This window comes from Bacillus timonensis, from assembly GCF_004799755.1.
Taxonomy (GTDB): Bacteria; Bacillota; Bacilli; order Bacillales; family Bacillaceae_L; genus Ferdinandcohnia; species Ferdinandcohnia timonensis_A.
The window spans coordinates 18,792-35,464 of sequence record NZ_SLUB01000034.1; the positions used below are offsets into that span (position 1 = coordinate 18,792).

At 36.7% G+C, this 16,673-nt stretch carries 17 protein-coding genes and 1 pseudogene; 5 read left to right on the forward strand and 13 right to left on the reverse strand.

The annotated features are described in order from the left end of the window. The first annotated feature begins 59 nt into the window (after window positions 1-59). The 3 genes from serC (at window position 60) to E1I69_RS16330 (ending at window position 2,248) form a co-directional block, all read left to right on the forward strand. Window positions 60-1,142, forward strand: coding sequence for a 3-phosphoserine/phosphohydroxythreonine transaminase (gene serC / locus E1I69_RS16320; protein ID WP_136380631.1), 1,083 nt, complete (start codon window positions 60-62; stop codon window positions 1,140-1,142). 118 nt (window positions 1,143-1,260) lie between these two features. Beyond that, window positions 1,261-1,779 (forward strand): tryptophan transporter, encoded by a 519-nt coding sequence (locus E1I69_RS16325; protein WP_136380632.1) that lies wholly within the window; start codon window positions 1,261-1,263, stop codon window positions 1,777-1,779. 271 nt (window positions 1,780-2,050) lie between these two features. Beyond that, on the forward strand, window positions 2,051-2,248 hold the full coding sequence (locus E1I69_RS16330) for a sporulation YhaL family protein (protein WP_136380633.1): 198 nt from the start codon (window positions 2,051-2,053) through the stop codon (window positions 2,246-2,248). Window positions 2,249-2,373: 125 nt separating this feature from the next. Here E1I69_RS16330 and E1I69_RS16335 read toward each other — a convergent pair whose 3' ends face one another. Continuing rightward, complete coding sequence (locus E1I69_RS16335) at window positions 2,374-3,249, reverse strand: peptidylprolyl isomerase (protein ID WP_136380634.1); 876 nt, start codon at window positions 3,247-3,249, stop codon at window positions 2,374-2,376. Window positions 3,250-3,556: 307 nt separating this feature from the next. On the opposite strand from E1I69_RS16335, the gene E1I69_RS16340 reads away from it, so the two are divergent. Continuing rightward, a complete protein-coding gene (locus tag E1I69_RS16340; protein WP_136380658.1) occupies window positions 3,557-3,640 on the forward strand; it encodes a YjcZ family sporulation protein in 84 nt (27 codons plus the stop codon). 82 nt (window positions 3,641-3,722) lie between these two features. On the opposite strand, the gene E1I69_RS16345 is transcribed toward E1I69_RS16340, so the two are convergent. Next, window positions 3,723-3,902 (reverse strand): hypothetical protein, encoded by a 180-nt coding sequence (locus E1I69_RS16345; protein WP_136380635.1) that lies wholly within the window; start codon window positions 3,900-3,902, stop codon window positions 3,723-3,725. Between the two features lie 91 nt (window positions 3,903-3,993). Beyond that, window positions 3,994-4,533: a DUF3267 domain-containing protein gene (locus E1I69_RS16350; protein WP_136380636.1), complete on the reverse strand. Its 540-nt coding sequence runs from the start codon at window positions 4,531-4,533 to the stop codon at window positions 3,994-3,996. Between the two features lie 217 nt (window positions 4,534-4,750). Here E1I69_RS16350 and E1I69_RS16355 point away from each other — a divergent pair, with 217 nt between their 5' ends. Next, window positions 4,751-5,092, forward strand: a complete 342-nt coding sequence (locus E1I69_RS16355) for a DUF1878 family protein (RefSeq protein ID WP_136380637.1) — start codon at window positions 4,751-4,753, stop codon at window positions 5,090-5,092. Between the two features lie 6 nt (window positions 5,093-5,098). Here the strand turns inward: E1I69_RS16355 and E1I69_RS16360 are convergent, their stop codons facing one another. The 10 genes and pseudogenes from E1I69_RS16360 to E1I69_RS16405 all read right to left on the reverse strand — a co-directional run bounded on the left by E1I69_RS16360 (window position 5,099) and on the right by E1I69_RS16405 (window position 16,657). After that, window positions 5,099-5,677 carry an HTH-type transcriptional regulator Hpr gene (locus tag E1I69_RS16360; protein WP_189655158.1) on the reverse strand — a complete coding sequence of 193 codons (579 nt, stop codon included), beginning with the start codon at window positions 5,675-5,677 and terminating at the stop codon, window positions 5,099-5,101. A 109-nt stretch (window positions 5,678-5,786) separates the two neighbouring features. Continuing rightward, window positions 5,787-6,146: a YtxH domain-containing protein gene (locus E1I69_RS16365; protein ID WP_136380638.1), complete on the reverse strand. Its 360-nt coding sequence runs from the start codon at window positions 6,144-6,146 to the stop codon at window positions 5,787-5,789. Between the two features lie 85 nt (window positions 6,147-6,231). Further along, window positions 6,232-7,074 (reverse strand): hypothetical protein, encoded by an 843-nt coding sequence (locus E1I69_RS16370; protein ID WP_136380639.1) that lies wholly within the window; start codon window positions 7,072-7,074, stop codon window positions 6,232-6,234. 100 nt (window positions 7,075-7,174) lie between these two features. Further along, entirely contained in the window at window positions 7,175-8,119 is a 945-nt protein-coding gene (gene yhaM, locus E1I69_RS16375) for a 3'-5' exoribonuclease YhaM (protein ID WP_136380640.1), read from the reverse strand. A gap of 68 nt (window positions 8,120-8,187) precedes the next feature. Next, the gene (locus tag E1I69_RS16380; protein ID WP_136380641.1) at window positions 8,188-11,205 is read right to left on the reverse strand and encodes an ATP-binding protein; all 3,018 of its coding nucleotides are present in this window, start codon (window positions 11,203-11,205) and stop codon (window positions 8,188-8,190) included. Between the two features lie 4 nt (window positions 11,206-11,209). Further along, entirely contained in the window at window positions 11,210-12,439 is a 1,230-nt protein-coding gene (locus E1I69_RS16385; RefSeq protein ID WP_136380642.1) for a metallophosphoesterase family protein, read from the reverse strand. A gap of 184 nt (window positions 12,440-12,623) precedes the next feature. Further along, on the reverse strand, window positions 12,624-14,240 hold the full coding sequence (locus tag E1I69_RS16390) for a M20/M25/M40 family metallo-hydrolase (RefSeq protein WP_136380643.1): 1,617 nt from the start codon (window positions 14,238-14,240) through the stop codon (window positions 12,624-12,626). 21 nt (window positions 14,241-14,261) lie between these two features. Continuing rightward, window positions 14,262-14,420 (reverse strand): annotated as a pseudogene (locus E1I69_RS16395) (N-acetyl-L,L-diaminopimelate aminotransferase); the annotation flags it as partial. Window positions 14,421-14,511: 91 nt separating this feature from the next. Then, the gene (locus E1I69_RS16400) at window positions 14,512-15,765 is read right to left on the reverse strand and encodes an ABC transporter permease (protein WP_136380644.1); all 1,254 of its coding nucleotides are present in this window, start codon (window positions 15,763-15,765) and stop codon (window positions 14,512-14,514) included. Beyond that, window positions 15,758-16,657, reverse strand: coding sequence for an ABC transporter ATP-binding protein (locus tag E1I69_RS16405; RefSeq protein ID WP_136380645.1), 900 nt, complete (start codon window positions 16,655-16,657; stop codon window positions 15,758-15,760). The genes E1I69_RS16400 and E1I69_RS16405 overlap by 8 nt, the downstream gene beginning before the upstream one ends. Window positions 16,658-16,673: the final 16 nt, after the last annotated feature.

Below are 16,673 nucleotides of genomic sequence, written 5' to 3' on the forward strand. Positions count from 1 at the left end.
ATAAAAACGTGATAAGATAACTTTATTCAACTAAAGCAATAAAATAGGAGGAATCAACTATGCAACGAGCTTACAATTTTAATGCCGGCCCTTCTGCTCTGCCACTTGAAGTGTTAAATCGTGCACAAGCAGAGTTAGTTAATTACAAAGGAACTGGTATGTCTGTGATGGAACTAAGCCATCGTAGTAAGGAATATGATCAAGTTCACCAACAAGCTATTTCTGATTTACGTACCCTTTTGCGGATTCCAGATGACTATCAGGTGTTGTTTTTACAAGGAGGCGCTAGTCTACAATTCTCAATGATCCCAATGAATTTCTTAACACCAGGTAAAACAGCAGACTACATTTTAACTGGTTCTTGGTCTCAAAAGGCACTTGAAGAAGCAAATAAGTTTGGGGAAACCAATGTCATCGCATCAAGCAAAGACGAAAAATTCAGCTATATCCCTGAAGTAAATGGGGACAATCATTCGACTAACTCTGCATATGTGCACATTACCTCAAACAACACAATCTATGGAACACAATGGGAGAAATACCCAACCTACACGGATGTCCCATTAATTGCAGATATGTCAAGTGACATTTTATGCAGAGAAACGAATGTGGAGCAGTTCGGGATGATTTATGCAGGCGCGCAAAAGAACCTTGGACCTTCTGGGGTAACGGTTGCAATCATTAAGGATTCTCTTTTAAAACAAAGTAACAGCAATCTGCCAACAATGCTGGATTACCATACACACGTGAAGTCAAATTCTCTTTATAATACACCACCAACTTTTTCAATTTATATGCTGTCACTTGTTCTTGATTGGGTGAAGGAACAAGGTGGAGTGTCAGCGATCGAAGCAAGAAACAAGGAAAAAGCAGCACTTTTATATCATACAATTGATGAATCAGAAGGTTTCTATAAAGCTCACGCCAAGGACGGAAGCCGTTCTATTATGAACGTGTCCTACACACTTCCTAGTGACGAGCTTACGAAAAAGTTCTTAGCACAAGCGAAAGAAAAAGGTTTTGTTGGTCTAAATGGTCATCGTTCCATCGGTGGCTGCCGTGCATCCATCTACAACGCGGTTCCATATGAATCTGTTGAAGCACTTGCTTCCTTTATGAAAGCCTTTAAATCAGAAAATTAGAACTTTCAAGTAGGATGATAGTCTGATATAATTAAAGGTAAGATTTTTGCAATAGGCAATGAGTGCACTATTGGAGAATCCAAAAATATAGCTTAGTAAAGCTGAGGAGAGATGAGAAATGAATACAAAGGTTTTAGTACTATTATCATTATTAATTGGAATGGGTGCTGTTCTGCATGCGGTAATGCCACCGATTTACCTTGGAATGAAGCCTGACTTATTGTTGGTCATGATGTTTTTAGGAATTATCCTATTTCCTGAAAAGAAATACGTACTGCTTGTTGCGATTGTCGCAGGTGTAATTTCAGCATTGACAACTGGTTTCCCAGGTGGTCAAATTGCTAGTCCATTCGATAAGGTAGTTTCAGCATTCGTATTCTATAGCATCTTCATTGCTGCAAGAAAGTACACCAAGTCAATAATAATGATATGTGCGGTTACTGCTGTAGGAATTCTAGTTTCAGGAATTGTTTTCTTAAGTGTTGCACTTATCGTTGCTGGTCTCCCTGGAACATTCATCGGACTGTTCCTAAGTGTAGTCCTTCCAACAACTGTAATGGGTATAATTGCAATGGCGATTATTCATCCGATTGCACAACAAATTATGAAACGTACAAACTTTACAGTAAGTGCATAATCAGATTTTCACGGGGTGTCCGACTAGGTTGTTGGGCACCTTTTTTCTGTCTGTGAATTTTGCTAAAATCGATAGATGAATGAAAAAAGATAGAACACAAATAAAATCGATAGAACCGAATTAAAACCGATAGAATCGAATAATCGTCGATAGAATTCAAATAAGCGCCGATTGGCATTCCTATTCCATCAAAAATCTATGAAATTTAGTGATATCTAGTGAATTATCATCATATAGTAGAAGTAAAAAGTGGGACAAGGAGTGGGAAGCGATGTTATCAGTACCATGGTTTGTATATGTAGCATTATTTGGAGTACTTTTCAGTGCATATATGGTGATTCGAACAACTAGGGAGGAAAAACAGATTGAAGACTCCTACATTGAGCAGGAAGGTAATGTTTACATTGAACGAATGAACGATGAAAAGGAACGACGTACAAAACGAATGAATAAACCAGAAGCAATGTAAAATAGAAAAACATGATCATACCCCTCTCATCAGGTGACCTCGTCCGACGCCACCTGATGAGAGTCAACTAAAAAAAGGACCGTTTTGTCATAAAACGGTCCCTTTCCTATGTTTACACACTATACTTATTCTGCAGCTGCCTCAGTATTAAATAAATCTTTAAATTCTTTATCCTTTACTTTTACATCTGCATCCTTAACTGCTTTGTCTAAAGCCGTTTGAAGAGTCGCACCAGATTGATCTGCTTGAAGTAAAGCTTTGCGGATTTCATCTTGCTTTTCTTTATCCATCTTATCGAACCCTTCAGTAGTTCCTGTTACTTTAATAATATGGTAACCATACTGTGATTCAATAATGTCGCTTGTTTCGCCTTCTTTAAGAGTAAATGCAGCTTCTTCAAATTCAGGAACCATTCGGCCTTTTCCGAACCAGCCTAGGTCTCCACCATTTTGAGCTGTACTATCATCAGAGTATTCCTTTGCTACATCCTCGAATTTTTCGCCGCTATCAAGCTTGGCCTTAACTTCATCGATTTTCTTTTTAGCTGCAGCCTTTTGTTCGTCAGTTACTTCTGCAGATGGATTATCCGAGAACTTTGCTAAAATGTGGCTAGCCTTAACTACTTCGCCTTCTTTTACTTCAACTTGGTCCAATGCTGCTTTTTCTTTAAGCATGTCCGATTTTAAAAGCTCGCGCACAAAATCTTCACCGTTTTGCTCAACGATTGCATCAAATTGAGCACCTAATGCAGCTTGCATTTCCTTATATTTTGCGTCTAATTCTTTATCGGTAACTTCATATTTCTCAGATAACACTTTTGTATAAACTAAATCTTTAAGGATAACAGCACCTGCTTGGTCCTTCATTGCATTATATAGTTCTTCTTTTGTTACGTTTCCTGCCTTAGTTTCGACAAGCACTGCTGAATCGTCGGCATTATTACATGCGCTTAATCCCAAAATACCTACTGCCGCCGTTAGAGCAATTATTGATTTCTTCATTACACACACTCCTACTATGTACAATTTTTATATATGATTTGTCCAAGGGTACAAAAATTACTATAACATACTTTTAAAAAAGAAAGAAAACATTTTCTAAAAAGATATTCAAAAATATGGGACATTCGCACAGTCAAGTCAGGTTTATGGGAATAGGATGTAGTGAACTGAGTAAAGGCGCAAGCCTTCAAAGGTTCAAAACTAAAGATAATTGTGAAAAAGAATTACTAAAAGGCGAGACAACCGCCTATTCGTTCACAAATAATTTCGCATAAAATACCGTATAAAGAAAAATGGAGGTGTTATCATGGGCGGAGGATACGCAGGTGGATTTGCACTAATCGTAGTGTTATTCATCCTATTAATCATCGTTGGTGCTGCTTGGTTCTAAAAAGTACTCTTTTTAGAATAGCTGTAAGGTAATGTATACCAAAAAAAGGATGACCATATTCCGGTCATCCTTTTTCCATTTTTCACGTAAACAAAACCTCTACATAAGATGAGATCAGCAAAATTGTAATTAAAATATTGATTGTTCGATAAACTTTTGGCTGGCGGTCATCAGGAATTTCTTTTTGCTCACAAAGCCGGAAAGTCATTTGATTAATGTAAAATAAAATAAAAGCAGCAAATGGAATATAAAATATGATCACTCCTAAATCCCCCCATCTTTAAATGCACCTTGGCCTATCAAATCTTAGTCACCACTGAAGTTTACTCTATTTCGAACCCATGTGAATAGAATTATTTGTGAATTAAGATATCATAGCCGTCCTCTATTTCTTCAACCGTACAAGACCTTGGCGCCTTTATAAACTGACCTAAATAAATAAAGTCAGGAATACATAAACCAAAATTGATCGCTGCGATAATGGAAAAATAATGAATATAGCCTGGAAATAAAACACATGCCCCAAGCATAAGGACTGTGATGAGTAAAAATGGTGTACCCATTACACAAATAATAAACGGTTTAGAAAGTGAGTGTTTTGAACGTGTTGAAATGACTGGAATAATTCCGTACATCCATTTAAACGTTACTTTAAGCTTCTTACCAAATATCCAGAATGGTAAAACATGCAAAGTCGCATGTATTGGATAAATGAATAATAAAGCTAATAATAGATAAATTGCTCCATCTTCTCTAAGTTCAACAGAAGAATACATGAGATTCAATGGCAAATAAAAAAGAATAAATGCTATAAACATTGATATCAAGGATATCAAGATAATTCGATGGAATCCATAATCCCTTGAAAGATTGATGGTTTTCCAACAAGTCATACTAAATCACCGTCCGCAATCATAAGAAGTAAAATAAATAAAAATCATTATCAAAATTAGATACTCTAAACTTACTAAATTACTTTACTTTGTTTCTCACAAAAATGCAATAGGTATCCAAAAGAACGATAAAATACACGTTTTTTCGACTTTTTTCGCGTTTTTTGGGCACATTAAATATGATAGCTACGTAATTGATTCAACTGGAGTGTGGAATATGGAGACAATTGAAGAACGCCTTGCACGTCTTGAGTATTATCAGTCTTTAATCCTATCCCTTTTAGGTGATAAATTACCCACTTTTTACAAAATGATTATGGAGGCTGGATTAACGAAAACAGACGTTGAATTTCTATTACAAAATTGTGAAGCAATGAGCAAAGAATACAAAAAACAAAAAGCGGAGGGATTTATAGGTTTCACACCGCTTTTAACTCAATTTGTAGGGATGCTTCATCCGCGTTTAGATCCAAAAGTAACAATCCACGTCCTTGCACAAGAAAGCAAATATGCCCCTTTAATGGATGAGTTTAAAGGGATAATGGATGCAATCGAATAGCCTTTATTACATTTCTAATTTCTCTTCAACTCGTTTATAAAGCTTGCCATCTACTTCGATAAAGTCATCTTCGAAATTTTTAAAAGATTTTTCAAAGATTTCCATATAATCATCTCCGTAAATATTGCGAACAATGCTCATTACTTCAACGATTTCAGGAAACTTTCCGTAAAGTTTCTTAAGTGGAATCGCACCTTCTAATACCCCATTTTTACTAGGATTATAGGCTTCCACAATTTTCAAAAAGATTTCTTCTCCTTTTGGAGTTAACTCGATATACGTATTACGCTTATCATTTTCCTTTTTGGAAAATTGTAACAGTCCGCGTTCCTCTAACTTTTTAGAAAAGTTAAATGCAGTCGAAACATGCATAACTCCAAATTTAGCAATCTCTGAAATAGAAGCACCACGTAAATGATACGCTATCCAAATAATATGATGTTCATTAATATTCAGGTCATAAGGCTTAATCCATTGTTGCCAATCCTTTTCAATAGACTTCCATAGTGCCTTACTTAGTTGTGCGATTCTCTGACTAAAAAGGAGAGCTTCTTTGATGGAGGCCATTTTTTCTTCATGTTTCATAGATCCACCCACTTTTCTATTTTCTCTTATTACTATTATGCCAATAAAATAAAAATTAATAAAGATGTAAATTTACAAAATTTTTAAATTAAGCGAAAAAATTTGGAGTTTACTTGGTTGTAACCGCCTTTTCGAGTTTCTCTAAAGCGCTCTCTATTTCTAAAAGCTCTTTTTTAATATTTTTTTGATTCCCATCAATTTCCTTTTTCCAATGATCAAATGAATGTTTAACATCAGTAGAAATTTCCGTTATGACACTTACAGCCTGTTTAGTTGACTTTGAAACCTGTTCAGTAAGAGATTTCCCATCCGAAACTACCTGAGATAGTGATTCAGTAAGTTGTCTTTGATTATTCTTTAAAGTCCTCCTAAAGTCCTTTCCCGAAGATGGCGTACTTAAAAGGACAGAAACACTGCCGATTACACTTCCTATTAACAGTCCATAAAAAAGAGATTTTGTTGACGTCATCTTAATCACTCCTTAACAAACCCATCATTTACAGAATTCCACAAAAAATGCAAAAATCCTTTTTCGTTTTCTTACTTTTACCAAATCAGATCTCTTTTTGTAATTTATTTTGTTGAATATACCAACGATCAACAATATTTTTACGGACTAAGACAAAAACAATCTGTTTTCGCTCTTTACCTTGATTATCGCGATAGATTTCAACCTCCACAGGAATTTCAATGCTTAGCAGTCCTTGTATATCACTTAATGGCAGATAGGACATATTTGTTATTGAAAAGATCGTAATTTGATCCAATTTCTTAATTACCTTCTTATTATTTGAATGAGGGAGTAGTGTTTGCTTTATAATTTTTCGGTCTGTTTGATTAATTCCTGTAGCAAATATTTCAATTAGATGGTAGGGGTCTGAATTGCTTATGTATTCATCAAGCTTCCCACCCGCCTTTAATAACATAAGCTTATGAGCTAAATCTGGCTCTTTTGAACCATGGGTAGTGCTTCCTAAAAAATGCACACAAAAATGACCAGGAAAACCGTTCTTTAATGCACCTGCCCCATGTGGCATTCCGTGCATAGAAGCAGCAATCATTTGATCACCATATTTTACAATAATCGCTCTTCGCTTCCAGCTCCATTTCCCACTATAGATTCTTTTCATGATCTTTGTGTCCTCAAATGTAAGTGGTTGAACATCAGCATGCCTGCTTCCTGCCCTTCTTTGCACTCGAAATTGGAGGCCGGTCTCTACATCAATAATTGTAAAGAAGGATTTTTTGGGAAGTATTTCATTCACCATATCCCAAGGAAGCAATTCAACTTTATAACTTAGTGGGCTGTCTTTTTCATCAAATTTTGTTGTTGCCCCGACTGCAAAATACTGGGATGAAAAAGTTAGTAGAAAAAGTAGAAGTATCACCTTTATCATTTTCAGAACCTCTTTTTTTTCATAGCTTTCCATTAACAAATGGATTCTATTTATAAAAAAACTCGACTCTTAAAAAAAGTCGAGTCGAGTGTATCATTATTTATTTTTGAAAGGTTGGCTTATAAAAGCTTCTATTATCTAATGCAAAGACCCGTTCGCTAAATTCGCCTGGCTTTACTCGTTCTAATGCACGATCTAACATGTTCATTTTCGCATCCAAATTGTCAATATAATGAAGAATTTCTGCTTCTTTAATCAGAGGAGGCTTAGGGCTTCCCCATTCAGCTTTTCCATGATGGCTTAGAATAATATGTTGAAGCACGGTCACTTCTTCTCCTTCGATACCAAGCTCTTTTGCCGCCTGTCCTACTTCATTAACCATAATAGATATATGTCCTAATAAATTTCCTTCGATTGTGTATGTTGTTGAAATAGGACCCGATAGCTCGGTTACCTTACCTAAGTCATGTAAAATTATTCCTGCATATAATAAATCCGTATCAAGAGAAGGATAGAGGGTGGAAATTGCCTTTGCTAAATCAAGCATTGAAACAACATGATAGGCTAAGCCAGACACGAATTCATGATGATTCTTAGTTGCGGCTGGATATTCATAAAAGGCAGCTTGATGCTTTTTTAATAGATGTCTCGTCATTCTCTGGATATTTGAATTCTTCATTTCAAAAATATATTGTGTGATTTTTGAAGCCATTTCATCCTGTGGTACTGGTGCAACTTCAAGGAAATCAGAAATCGTAACTCCATCTAAATCTGTTACAGGGCGAATATTTCGGATTTTCAACTGGTTACGGCCTCTGTAACTATTAATTTCTCCTGCGAGTCTTACCATTTTTTGAGCCGCATAGTTAACCTCATCTTCTGGAGTGGCATCCCAAAGCTTTGCCTCAATTTCCCCACTTTTATCTTGAAAGATTAGCGTTAAGAATGGTTTTCCGTTACTTGCAATACCTTTAGTTGATGATTTTATAAATAAAAATACATCAACCTGCTGTCCAACATCATAATGAACAATGCCTTTTACCATAGATTCTCCCCCTGCTTGTCGTTTTTATCTAAAAATTCCTAATGAAATTTTCTCTGTTTCTATCAAAATTATAGCACACTTTTGTGGTTAACCTTGAGTTCTTCAGTACCTAATTTGATAGGTTCAACTCCTGTAAATTCTTCCATAACATGCTGATGGCATGTAAATAAAAGTACCTGATTATCCTTTGATAGCTCCTTGATTAAGAGAACAGCACTTGAAAGTCGGTTTGAATCAAAATTAACAAAACTATCATCAATGATAAAAGGATAGGATTGATTTGGATGCATCGTACTTGCTAGTGAAAATCGAAGAGCCATATATAATTGTTCTGATGTTGCCTGGCTTAGTTCATTTGGTTTATAACGAAGTCCATTTTCATCTTCGACAATAAAACCATCTATGTCATTATCGAGGTAGATTTTTTTGTATCTTTTCTCTGTTAATATTGAAAAATAATGCTCAGCCTTTTCAATCACCTTCGGAAGCCGTAGCTTTCGATACTGGTCAACTGTTTTAGATAAAATATCCTTAGCAATGGCGAGTGTTGCCCATTTTTTTGCATGTTCCTTGACCATTGATTTACTTGCCTCATAGGAATGAAGAAACTCTGCATAAGTTCCACCTTCTTCAAGTTCTTGCACACGATGGTAAATAGCAGACAGCTGTCGTTGCGCCTCTTTTTCAACCGCATGAAGTTGAGTGATTTCGGCTGACAGTTCTTCTATCTGATTTTTATAATTTGTTTCTACATTACAATGATTCACTAATTCTCCAAATCGTTCGAGCTGAGATTTAAGAATGTTCATTCGTCCCTTCAATTCTTTTGCCTGAGCATTTGCTTGTCCCTTTGCCCGAAACTTTTCTTCGTTTGACACTTCAGCCATATCCCACAAAACGCGACATTCCCTTTGAAGGTGTTCCATTTCCATACTCAGCTCAGAAATCTGGTCAGTTGCTTCCTTTAGTTTCGCTTCAATCTGTAAAAGTTGTTCATGTTTTCTTTTTTCTTCCTGTAATTGGATTGCTAATTGATCGATTTTGATTGAATCCTGGTCGAGAATATTTAACTTGTTTGCTACTTCATTTATTTTTTGATGGAAGCTAGAAATATCTTTTTGCAGTTCATGTTTTTGTTCGATTAGCTTTCCTTTACTTAAGACCTTTTCCCGAATTGCCTCAAGAATTTGAAAAGCATCCATTAATCGTTCATTTGATATTTGTTGCGGAAGTCCGTATGTTTTCTTTATGTTTGTAGCTTTTTCATCAATGGAAAAGCCTACTTTCTCCCATTCTTCAAACTCCGTAAGTACCTTTTCATATACACGTTCATTTTGATGTAGTGTAACCTTTTCAATTTCAATTTGCTGTTTAATTTGCTGATCGTGTAGAAGTCTTGCCGTATTATCCTCATTATGAATTAGATTATAGTTTTTAAGCTTTTCTTGGACAGCATTCAGCTTTTTCAATAGACTTTCTCGATCATCCTTTAGTGCAGGAATGATAGAGGAAGACATCTGCGAGGTGACCGTGTTTCCGATAGGTAACATGAGCAGAGCTAAAGTAGTTAAAATTCCACCTGTTAGCCATTCTTGTGAGAAATAAAAATAAACCGCTGTGAGAAGTAACAAAAATCCAATTCCATAGAATATTCTGGTTAGCTTCGCTTTATTTTCCGTTTCTTTAGCTGTCATTCTTTGAATTTGTTGATTGATTCTGTTTACTTCGTCTTCAATTAAGACTTTTTCTTTTTCAATGCTTTCGATTTCTGTAAATTGTTTCTTCTTTTTCTCTAGGACTTCTCTTTCCTCATTTGATAGGATTTGCTGATTAAGTTCCTTAAGTTTAAGTTCGCTATTTTCTAATGCATCTTTTGCTCTAGAAAAATGATCATCTAGGAAATGCTTCTGCTGGTTATGGCGCGCTGTCTCCGAAACAATATCTGAAAACAAATCCTTAGCAGCAATACTTAGGTCGAGTTCATGAATTTTTTCTTCTGATATCGCTAGGTTAAGTCTACTTTTTAGTTGATGCAATTCTTCCTCATTTTGTTGAAGTTCTTTCGATACGAGCTGCAATCTGTTTTGTTTTTCAGAAAACAGGCTCTTATGTTTGACTAATTCTGTGATTTGCTGTTCATTCTCAAGATATTGTGCGGACACTTGAATTGAGCTTTTTTCCTTGTCCAATTCAAATGACTTGGCTTGAAACGTTTTAAGTTGTGCTTCATATGGTTTAATCAAAGCCTGCAGTTGTTCAAAACGCTTCAACCCATCCTCTGGGAACGGCTCAAATACAGGTAAACTCGTCAATTGATATTCTATTGTTTGATATTCATCTACTATCGGCTGAATCGATTGCAGTTTTTCCGACTCCTGAATGTTGTCCCTTAGGAATTGTTTTTTAACTTCTAGGATACTTAATTCATTTTCAATTCGCCGCTGTTCTTCTAGCAATCCTTCGTATTCATTGTTTTTTTCTTGCCACTTCGAAACTTTTACATGGTCCTCCTTTAGGCGATTCAATTCCATATTAAGTGGAGGATTCTTCCCTTTTGGTTTAAATAGAAGATCCATTTCTTTTGTTAGTTTATTTTGTAATTCAAGCAAGGCGTCAGTTCCTACTGTTCCAGCTGAAAATAGAAATCTACCTACATCCTCACTTTTTAAGTTATGTACACCTTGAAGCCCATGAATATTGAAAGAATATATATTCTGGTAGAGGTTTTTATCCATTCCCTGGAAGAGTTCAGAAATAAAACCCTCTTCTTTGACCGTTCCATCCGGTAAATAGATGGATACATCCCCTGCCGCTTTACCTGGGAGTCTTTCAATCATAACCGTTCCATACTGATCGGTTTGGAGCAGTAGCTTTCCCCCATATTTTGATCCGGTTTTCGGGATATAGCGTTGATCATTTTGTTGTTTTGTAGGAAATCCAAATAAAATGCTATGAATAAAAGACATAAGTGTGGATTTTCCGGCTTCATTTTGCCCATAAAAAACTTGGAGAGCAGGTGATAAATTTCCGATTTCTACATTCTCCAATTTTCCATATCCATAAATCTGAATGCCAATAATTCTCATATCATCACCTCCTTGAGTGGTACAGTTCCCGAAGAATTAAATTTTCGGCATCCTGAAGTATTTCCTGTAGTTCTTCACTTGTAAAAGTGTCGATATGCCGGCGAAAGCTTTGGTGGTTCCGTAAAGGAAGTAGTGCTTGATTAAAATCTTGATAGGTCTCCATGTTTTCTAACAAATCACCAATGAAATGAGAGTCCTGCCTTAGTTTTTCTCGATCAATTTCTACGTGTGTGTGATGTTTTATTTCCACTACATAAACAACGTTCTTTCCTGCTATGTCCTCGTTCAAAAGTGATACTAGATCTTCTTGCATTCCTCTTTCTTGAAGGTGATCATGGAGTGGCCCTGTTCCTGTATACTCAATCGTTAAAAATAAACCTTGATTTTCCTTCCGAAGAGTATCTATATGGGCAAATGTTTGATCAACAAGCTGGTCAAAACTAGCAACCTCTGAAATATCGATGGTCGTATTCTCCCAGGTAATGTCTGAGGTTGGGAAAAATAGGTACTCCGCTCCAGTGTTCGAAAGGTTTACTAGATAACCGCCTTTTTCGCCTGTTTCTTTTTTATGTCTTCCTTGGATATTGCCAGGATAGATAATTGGTGGGTCCTCGGAAAGAATTTCCCGATTGTGAATATGCCCAAGAGCCCAATAATCAAATCTTTTTTTCTGGAGATCCGAAAGTAAGAATGGTGCATAGCGGCTATGAGCACTTTCCCCTTCTCTACTTCCATGTAAGATACCTATATGAAATGGTGCATCTTCTCTTTTTTCATAGGAAGAGGTTTTGTTTTCAAGCACAGCTCTCTTTGTATAACTAAAACCGTAGATGTTCGCAAGTGTTTCCCCATTTTTGATAAAAGACTTCACTTCGACATTTTCATTTTGAAACACATGGACATTCCTTGGCCATTCAAAATGCGGCCAGTTTCCGCCAAGGTGGTCGTGATTTCCATGGGTAATAAAGGCTTCAATATTATGCTCCTGCAGACGTTCCATTTCCTTACGAAACCGGGACTGCGCACGAAGACTTCTATCTTCCCCGTCAAATAAATCACCAGCAATCACGACGAAATCTACCTTTTTCTCAATCGCAATGTTGATTAATCGCGTCAAGGATGTAAAAGTACTTTCTTGTACACGTCTAAATAGTTCTGTTGGTAGGTTTGCTAACCCAGAAAACGGACTGTCCAAATGCAAATCCGCGATATGTAAAAAAGTAGTCGTATTCATTTCAACGCTCCTTTTATTCTATTGACTTTATTTTACCACCACCTAGATGCGAATGCACGTTCTTATTTTATGGACTTTTCACATAAAAAAACGAGGGGAGTATTCCCTCGCTAAAAATTTTTTCTGTTATTAATGAATATAAGGTTCATTCGTAACCAATAGGTTCTACCCTACCCTCATGACTTTATTGCTTCATATGAGTTTGTAAAAGATGTTCAAGTAATTTAGGAAGCTGCTTGAAAGCAAAAGGAAGATAAAGCCTTTCCGTTTTTTTGTGTGCATCTCTTCCAATTGGCCCAACATTTAGAACGGGTGCTTTAAGCTGCGACATTTCATTAAATGGGATGGAGTAAATTAACTCGCCGCCAGGCAAATTACCGTCATATTTGTTCATATCTGACAAGGAACCTTGTAGCCCCGCATAACTTAAATCACAAATACCGTTGAAATATTCTACTGGTTTCAACTCATACCCAAAGTTCTCTTTTGTATAGCCGATAATATCCTCTGAGAGCTCTTTAATGACTACATCATTTCCCGTATTTATTGCGGGATAATAGGGAGGGGCGTAGAATAGGACAATCATGGGAGCAAGCTCCTGGCAATACATCGCCATCTCATCTACAATTTGGATACATTGTTCACGAATGTCTCCTTTTTTTTGTTTAGCAATCATTTCTTCTAGATTGGATACAAAACTGGAACCCATTTTTCGCTTCGCAAAATCCTTTAGTTGTTCGTAACTCAATACACGGATTTTTGATACTTGATTTGGATTAAGATTAAAATGCCGGTATTTATCCATCATGAATTGTTCCATTTTATGTGCAGCAGTTTCCGCAATATCCTTCATAGCATCCATCACATCCGCGGCATTTTTCTTCATTAAAAAGACATTATATAAGCTGACGGAGCGATGAGGAATCTGTGTTGAGTACTCCTTTTTTAAATCTCTTTGCATTAATAATGTAGGTGGTGGACAGCTTTGTCCATTGACTGTTTCACAAAGATTTTCATTCCATTCAATTTCCTGTGATAGAGTCGCAGTCATCCACCCCGCATTGATTCCAGAAAGTGATTCACCAACATGACTCTCTTTCCCAAAACATAAAGCTGCGGGCATGATCTTACCAATTGTACCCGTATAAAAGTAATAATTTTTATCTAAAGGCTCTAATGAAAACATAGGCTCAGAGTTTAAAACCAATGTATAGTTTAATTCATGCTGCTCGGAAATTTCTAATAGCTTTGGAATCGCTTCTCGCATTCCAACTGAGTTAACCTCTTCATCACAAACGGTCAGAAGTAGTAAATTAATCTCCCATTCTTCATATGCGGCCTTTTCCAAGAGTGACATATGTTGGACAAGACCACATTTCATGTCCATTGTTCCCCGTCCAAAAACCCATTCATTTGTTTCTAAATCTTCCCTCACGTCTTCAGAAAGGCTATCTTTATGGTCAAACAACGCCTTCGTTAGTTCAATAGGATTAAATGCCAGATGTTTTAATTCACCATAATCCTCTATATTCACCACATCAAAATGACTAATCATTACAACTGTTTTTACCGCCTTTTCATGTTTATAAAGAGCGGTTAAAAACGATCTGCCGTCTGTCGTCGGATGATTAACGACATAATCTGGATGTTCAACAAAATATGGAACCTTTTTCAAATACTCAATGACTCTTAATGGGAATTGCTTTTCTGCACCTGATAGTGTAATACTGCCTAAAGATATTAAATCATTTAATATCTTTAACATTTGCTCTGGTGTCTGCATAGACAATGTTTTCATCATCAAGGACCTCTCTTTTGCAGTTTAAAGAAATTTTTCAATTCGATTAAGCCCCTCTTCTAGGATGCTCATTGAGTAGGCGTATGAAATTCGAATGTAACCTTCTCCATATGATGAGAATGCATTTCCTGGCACAACTGCAACTCCTCCTTCATGAAGAAGTCTCGTAGCAAAGGTATGTGAATCCTGAAAACCTTGAGGAATTTTCTGAACCGAGGAACCTTCTTCCCTCGGTTCAGTTGGATTGGGACCAGAAGAACCGTCCCTCTGGTTCTTATTTATCGTTCTTTGTAAGTTGTAAAGCTTTTTTAATGTCTTTGAAGGAGGATGATTTGCCGTACATGAGGACTCCTCCACGATAGACTCGTGCTCCGAAAATGGCTAGTAGTGTAATGGTGAGCACTAGGATTCCGATTGATAATGCAATTTCCCAAGCTGGTAGTGTTAGCATTCCAACTCGAAGGAACATGATCATTGGTGCAAAAAACGGAATATATGAGGTAATCGTAATCACGGATGATTCCGGTTTTGTCAGACCAAACATCGCAATCATAAAAGCAGCTACAATCAATAAGGTCATTGGAGTGATCATTTGTTGAACATCTTCAATACGACTTACCAATGAACCTAAAAAGGCTGCAAGTGTTGCAAATAGGAAATAACCTAAAATAAAGAATACTCCAGCATAAACAAAGGTTGAAACCGGCAGGTCACCAAAGCCAAACACTTCAAATGGTCCGCCTTCCATCCCACCCATGCTTTGCTTTAGGGATCCGTACCCAACTGCCAAAATAACTGCGAACTGAGTTAAGCTTAGCAGGGCAATACCAAGAATTTTCCCGAACATTTGCTTAATCGGAGAAACACTTGAAATGAGAATTTCCATCACCCGGGATGATTTTTCAGTCGCTACTTCCATTGCAATCATATTTGCGTACATGATGACTGCAAAATAGATGACAAATAAAAGGACATACACTAATCCACGTGCTTGATTAAGTTCTTCTTCAGATTTTGCATTTTCTTCAAGTGCTTGTTTTTCAAATTGAACAGGTGCATATAGCTCATTAATCTGCTCAGGCGATAATCCTGCTTTTGTCGTTGCGATTGTCACCTTCAATTGCTGAAGAGCTTGTTCAAGTTGTCCCGTAATTTCTGAGTCAGTAATTGATGGGGCTTTATAGATTCCTTGAGGAAGTCCATCAGGCGTCTCTGTCAATAGGAGATAACCTGAAATTTCTTCAGCAGCTACCAACTCTTTTGCTTTCGCCTCAGTTCCGTCCATTTTTTCTATAATAACGTCACTTGTCATAGGTGTTAACGTCTGTTCATACGCTTGATAGAGTTCGTTTGACTCTGATAAAACCGCTACATGACTTGTTTCATCTTTATCAAAATTTTCAATGATGGTTTGAATGTTTGCAAGACCAAAAATAATAAGCGCCGTTATTAGCGTTGTAATGATAAAAGATTTCGTCTTTAATTTACTCACATATGTGTGAAAAAGGATAATCCAAAACTTACTCATAAGAAGCACCTACCTTTTCGATAAAAATATCATTTAAGGAAGGCTCTTCTAATACAAACTTTCGAATAAAACCTTTTCCTGCAATTGAATCAAGGATTTTTTGTGAAATCTCTTCACTTTCAACCTGTAAATGAAGACCCTCCGCTGTTTCCTTTGCCTTTGTAACGCCTGCTAATGTTTTCAAATGACTAATATCGAAATCAGCATGTACAATAACGTTTTTCTTTCCAAAGGAACGTTTGATTTCCTTTAACGACCCATGGACTACTGGTTTTCCATGGTGCATGATGCATAAATGCTCACATAATTCCTCAACGTGCTCCATGCGGTGACTGGAAAACACAATTGATGTTCCAGCATTTTTCAAATCCACAACCGCTTCCTTTAAAATCTCAACATTAACAGGGTCCAGTCCACTAAATGGCTCATCAAGAATTAGAAGCTTTGGCTTATGAATGACAGAAGCAATAAATTGGATTTTTTGCTGGTTTCCTTTTGAAAGTTCCTCCACTTTTTTGGTTGCATACTCAGGAACCTTAAATCGCTCTAGCCAATAATCTATTTGTTTAAAAATATCTTGCTTCTGCATTCCACGCAGTCGTGCTAAATAGACAAGCTGATCACGTACCTTCATTTTCGGGTACAGACCTCTCTCTTCTGGCAGGTAACCGATCATATGGCTTGTATCATAATTAATTTTCTTCCCATCCCAACTAATTCGTCCTTCACTAACATCCATTAAACCCAAGATCATCCGGAATGTTGTCGTCTTTCCAGCTCCATTCGCACCTAAGAATCCGAACATTTCGCTCTCTGGAATTTCAATTGACAAATCGTCAACGGCAGTGAAGCTACCGAATCGTTTCGTCACATGTTCTAGTTGTAATGCCATCTTTACTCCTCCTTTT

Excerpts from the sequence above, each read along its gene's own strand:
- serC (WP_136380631.1), top strand. The coding sequence starts at position 60 with ATGCAACGAGCTTACAATTTTAATGCCGGCCCTTCTGCTCTGCCACTT.
- E1I69_RS16325 (WP_136380632.1), top strand. The coding sequence starts at position 1,261 with ATGAATACAAAGGTTTTAGTACTATTATCATTATTAATTGGAATGGGT.
- E1I69_RS16330 (WP_136380633.1), top strand. The coding sequence starts at position 2,051 with ATGTTATCAGTACCATGGTTTGTATATGTAGCATTATTTGGAGTACTT.
- E1I69_RS16335 (WP_136380634.1), bottom strand. The coding sequence starts at position 3,249 with ATGAAGAAATCAATAATTGCTCTAACGGCGGCAGTAGGTATTTTGGGA.
- E1I69_RS16340 (WP_136380658.1), top strand. The coding sequence starts at position 3,557 with ATGGGCGGAGGATACGCAGGTGGATTTGCACTAATCGTAGTGTTATTC.
- E1I69_RS16350 (WP_136380636.1), bottom strand. The coding sequence starts at position 4,533 with ATGACTTGTTGGAAAACCATCAATCTTTCAAGGGATTATGGATTCCAT.
- E1I69_RS16355 (WP_136380637.1), top strand. The coding sequence starts at position 4,751 with ATGGAGACAATTGAAGAACGCCTTGCACGTCTTGAGTATTATCAGTCT.
- E1I69_RS16360 (WP_189655158.1), bottom strand. The coding sequence starts at position 5,677 with ATGAAACATGAAGAAAAAATGGCCTCCATCAAAGAAGCTCTCCTTTTT.
- E1I69_RS16365 (WP_136380638.1), bottom strand. The coding sequence starts at position 6,146 with ATGACGTCAACAAAATCTCTTTTTTATGGACTGTTAATAGGAAGTGTA.
- E1I69_RS16370 (WP_136380639.1), bottom strand. The coding sequence starts at position 7,074 with ATGATAAAGGTGATACTTCTACTTTTTCTACTAACTTTTTCATCCCAG.
- yhaM (WP_136380640.1), bottom strand. The coding sequence starts at position 8,119 with ATGGTAAAAGGCATTGTTCATTATGATGTTGGACAGCAGGTTGATGTA.
- E1I69_RS16380 (WP_136380641.1), bottom strand. The coding sequence starts at position 11,205 with ATGAGAATTATTGGCATTCAGATTTATGGATATGGAAAATTGGAGAAT.
- E1I69_RS16385 (WP_136380642.1), bottom strand. The coding sequence starts at position 12,439 with ATGAATACGACTACTTTTTTACATATCGCGGATTTGCATTTGGACAGT.
- E1I69_RS16390 (WP_136380643.1), bottom strand. The coding sequence starts at position 14,240 with ATGATGAAAACATTGTCTATGCAGACACCAGAGCAAATGTTAAAGATA.
- E1I69_RS16400 (WP_136380644.1), bottom strand. The coding sequence starts at position 15,765 with ATGAGTAAGTTTTGGATTATCCTTTTTCACACATATGTGAGTAAATTA.
- E1I69_RS16405 (WP_136380645.1), bottom strand. The coding sequence starts at position 16,657 with ATGGCATTACAACTAGAACATGTGACGAAACGATTCGGTAGCTTCACT.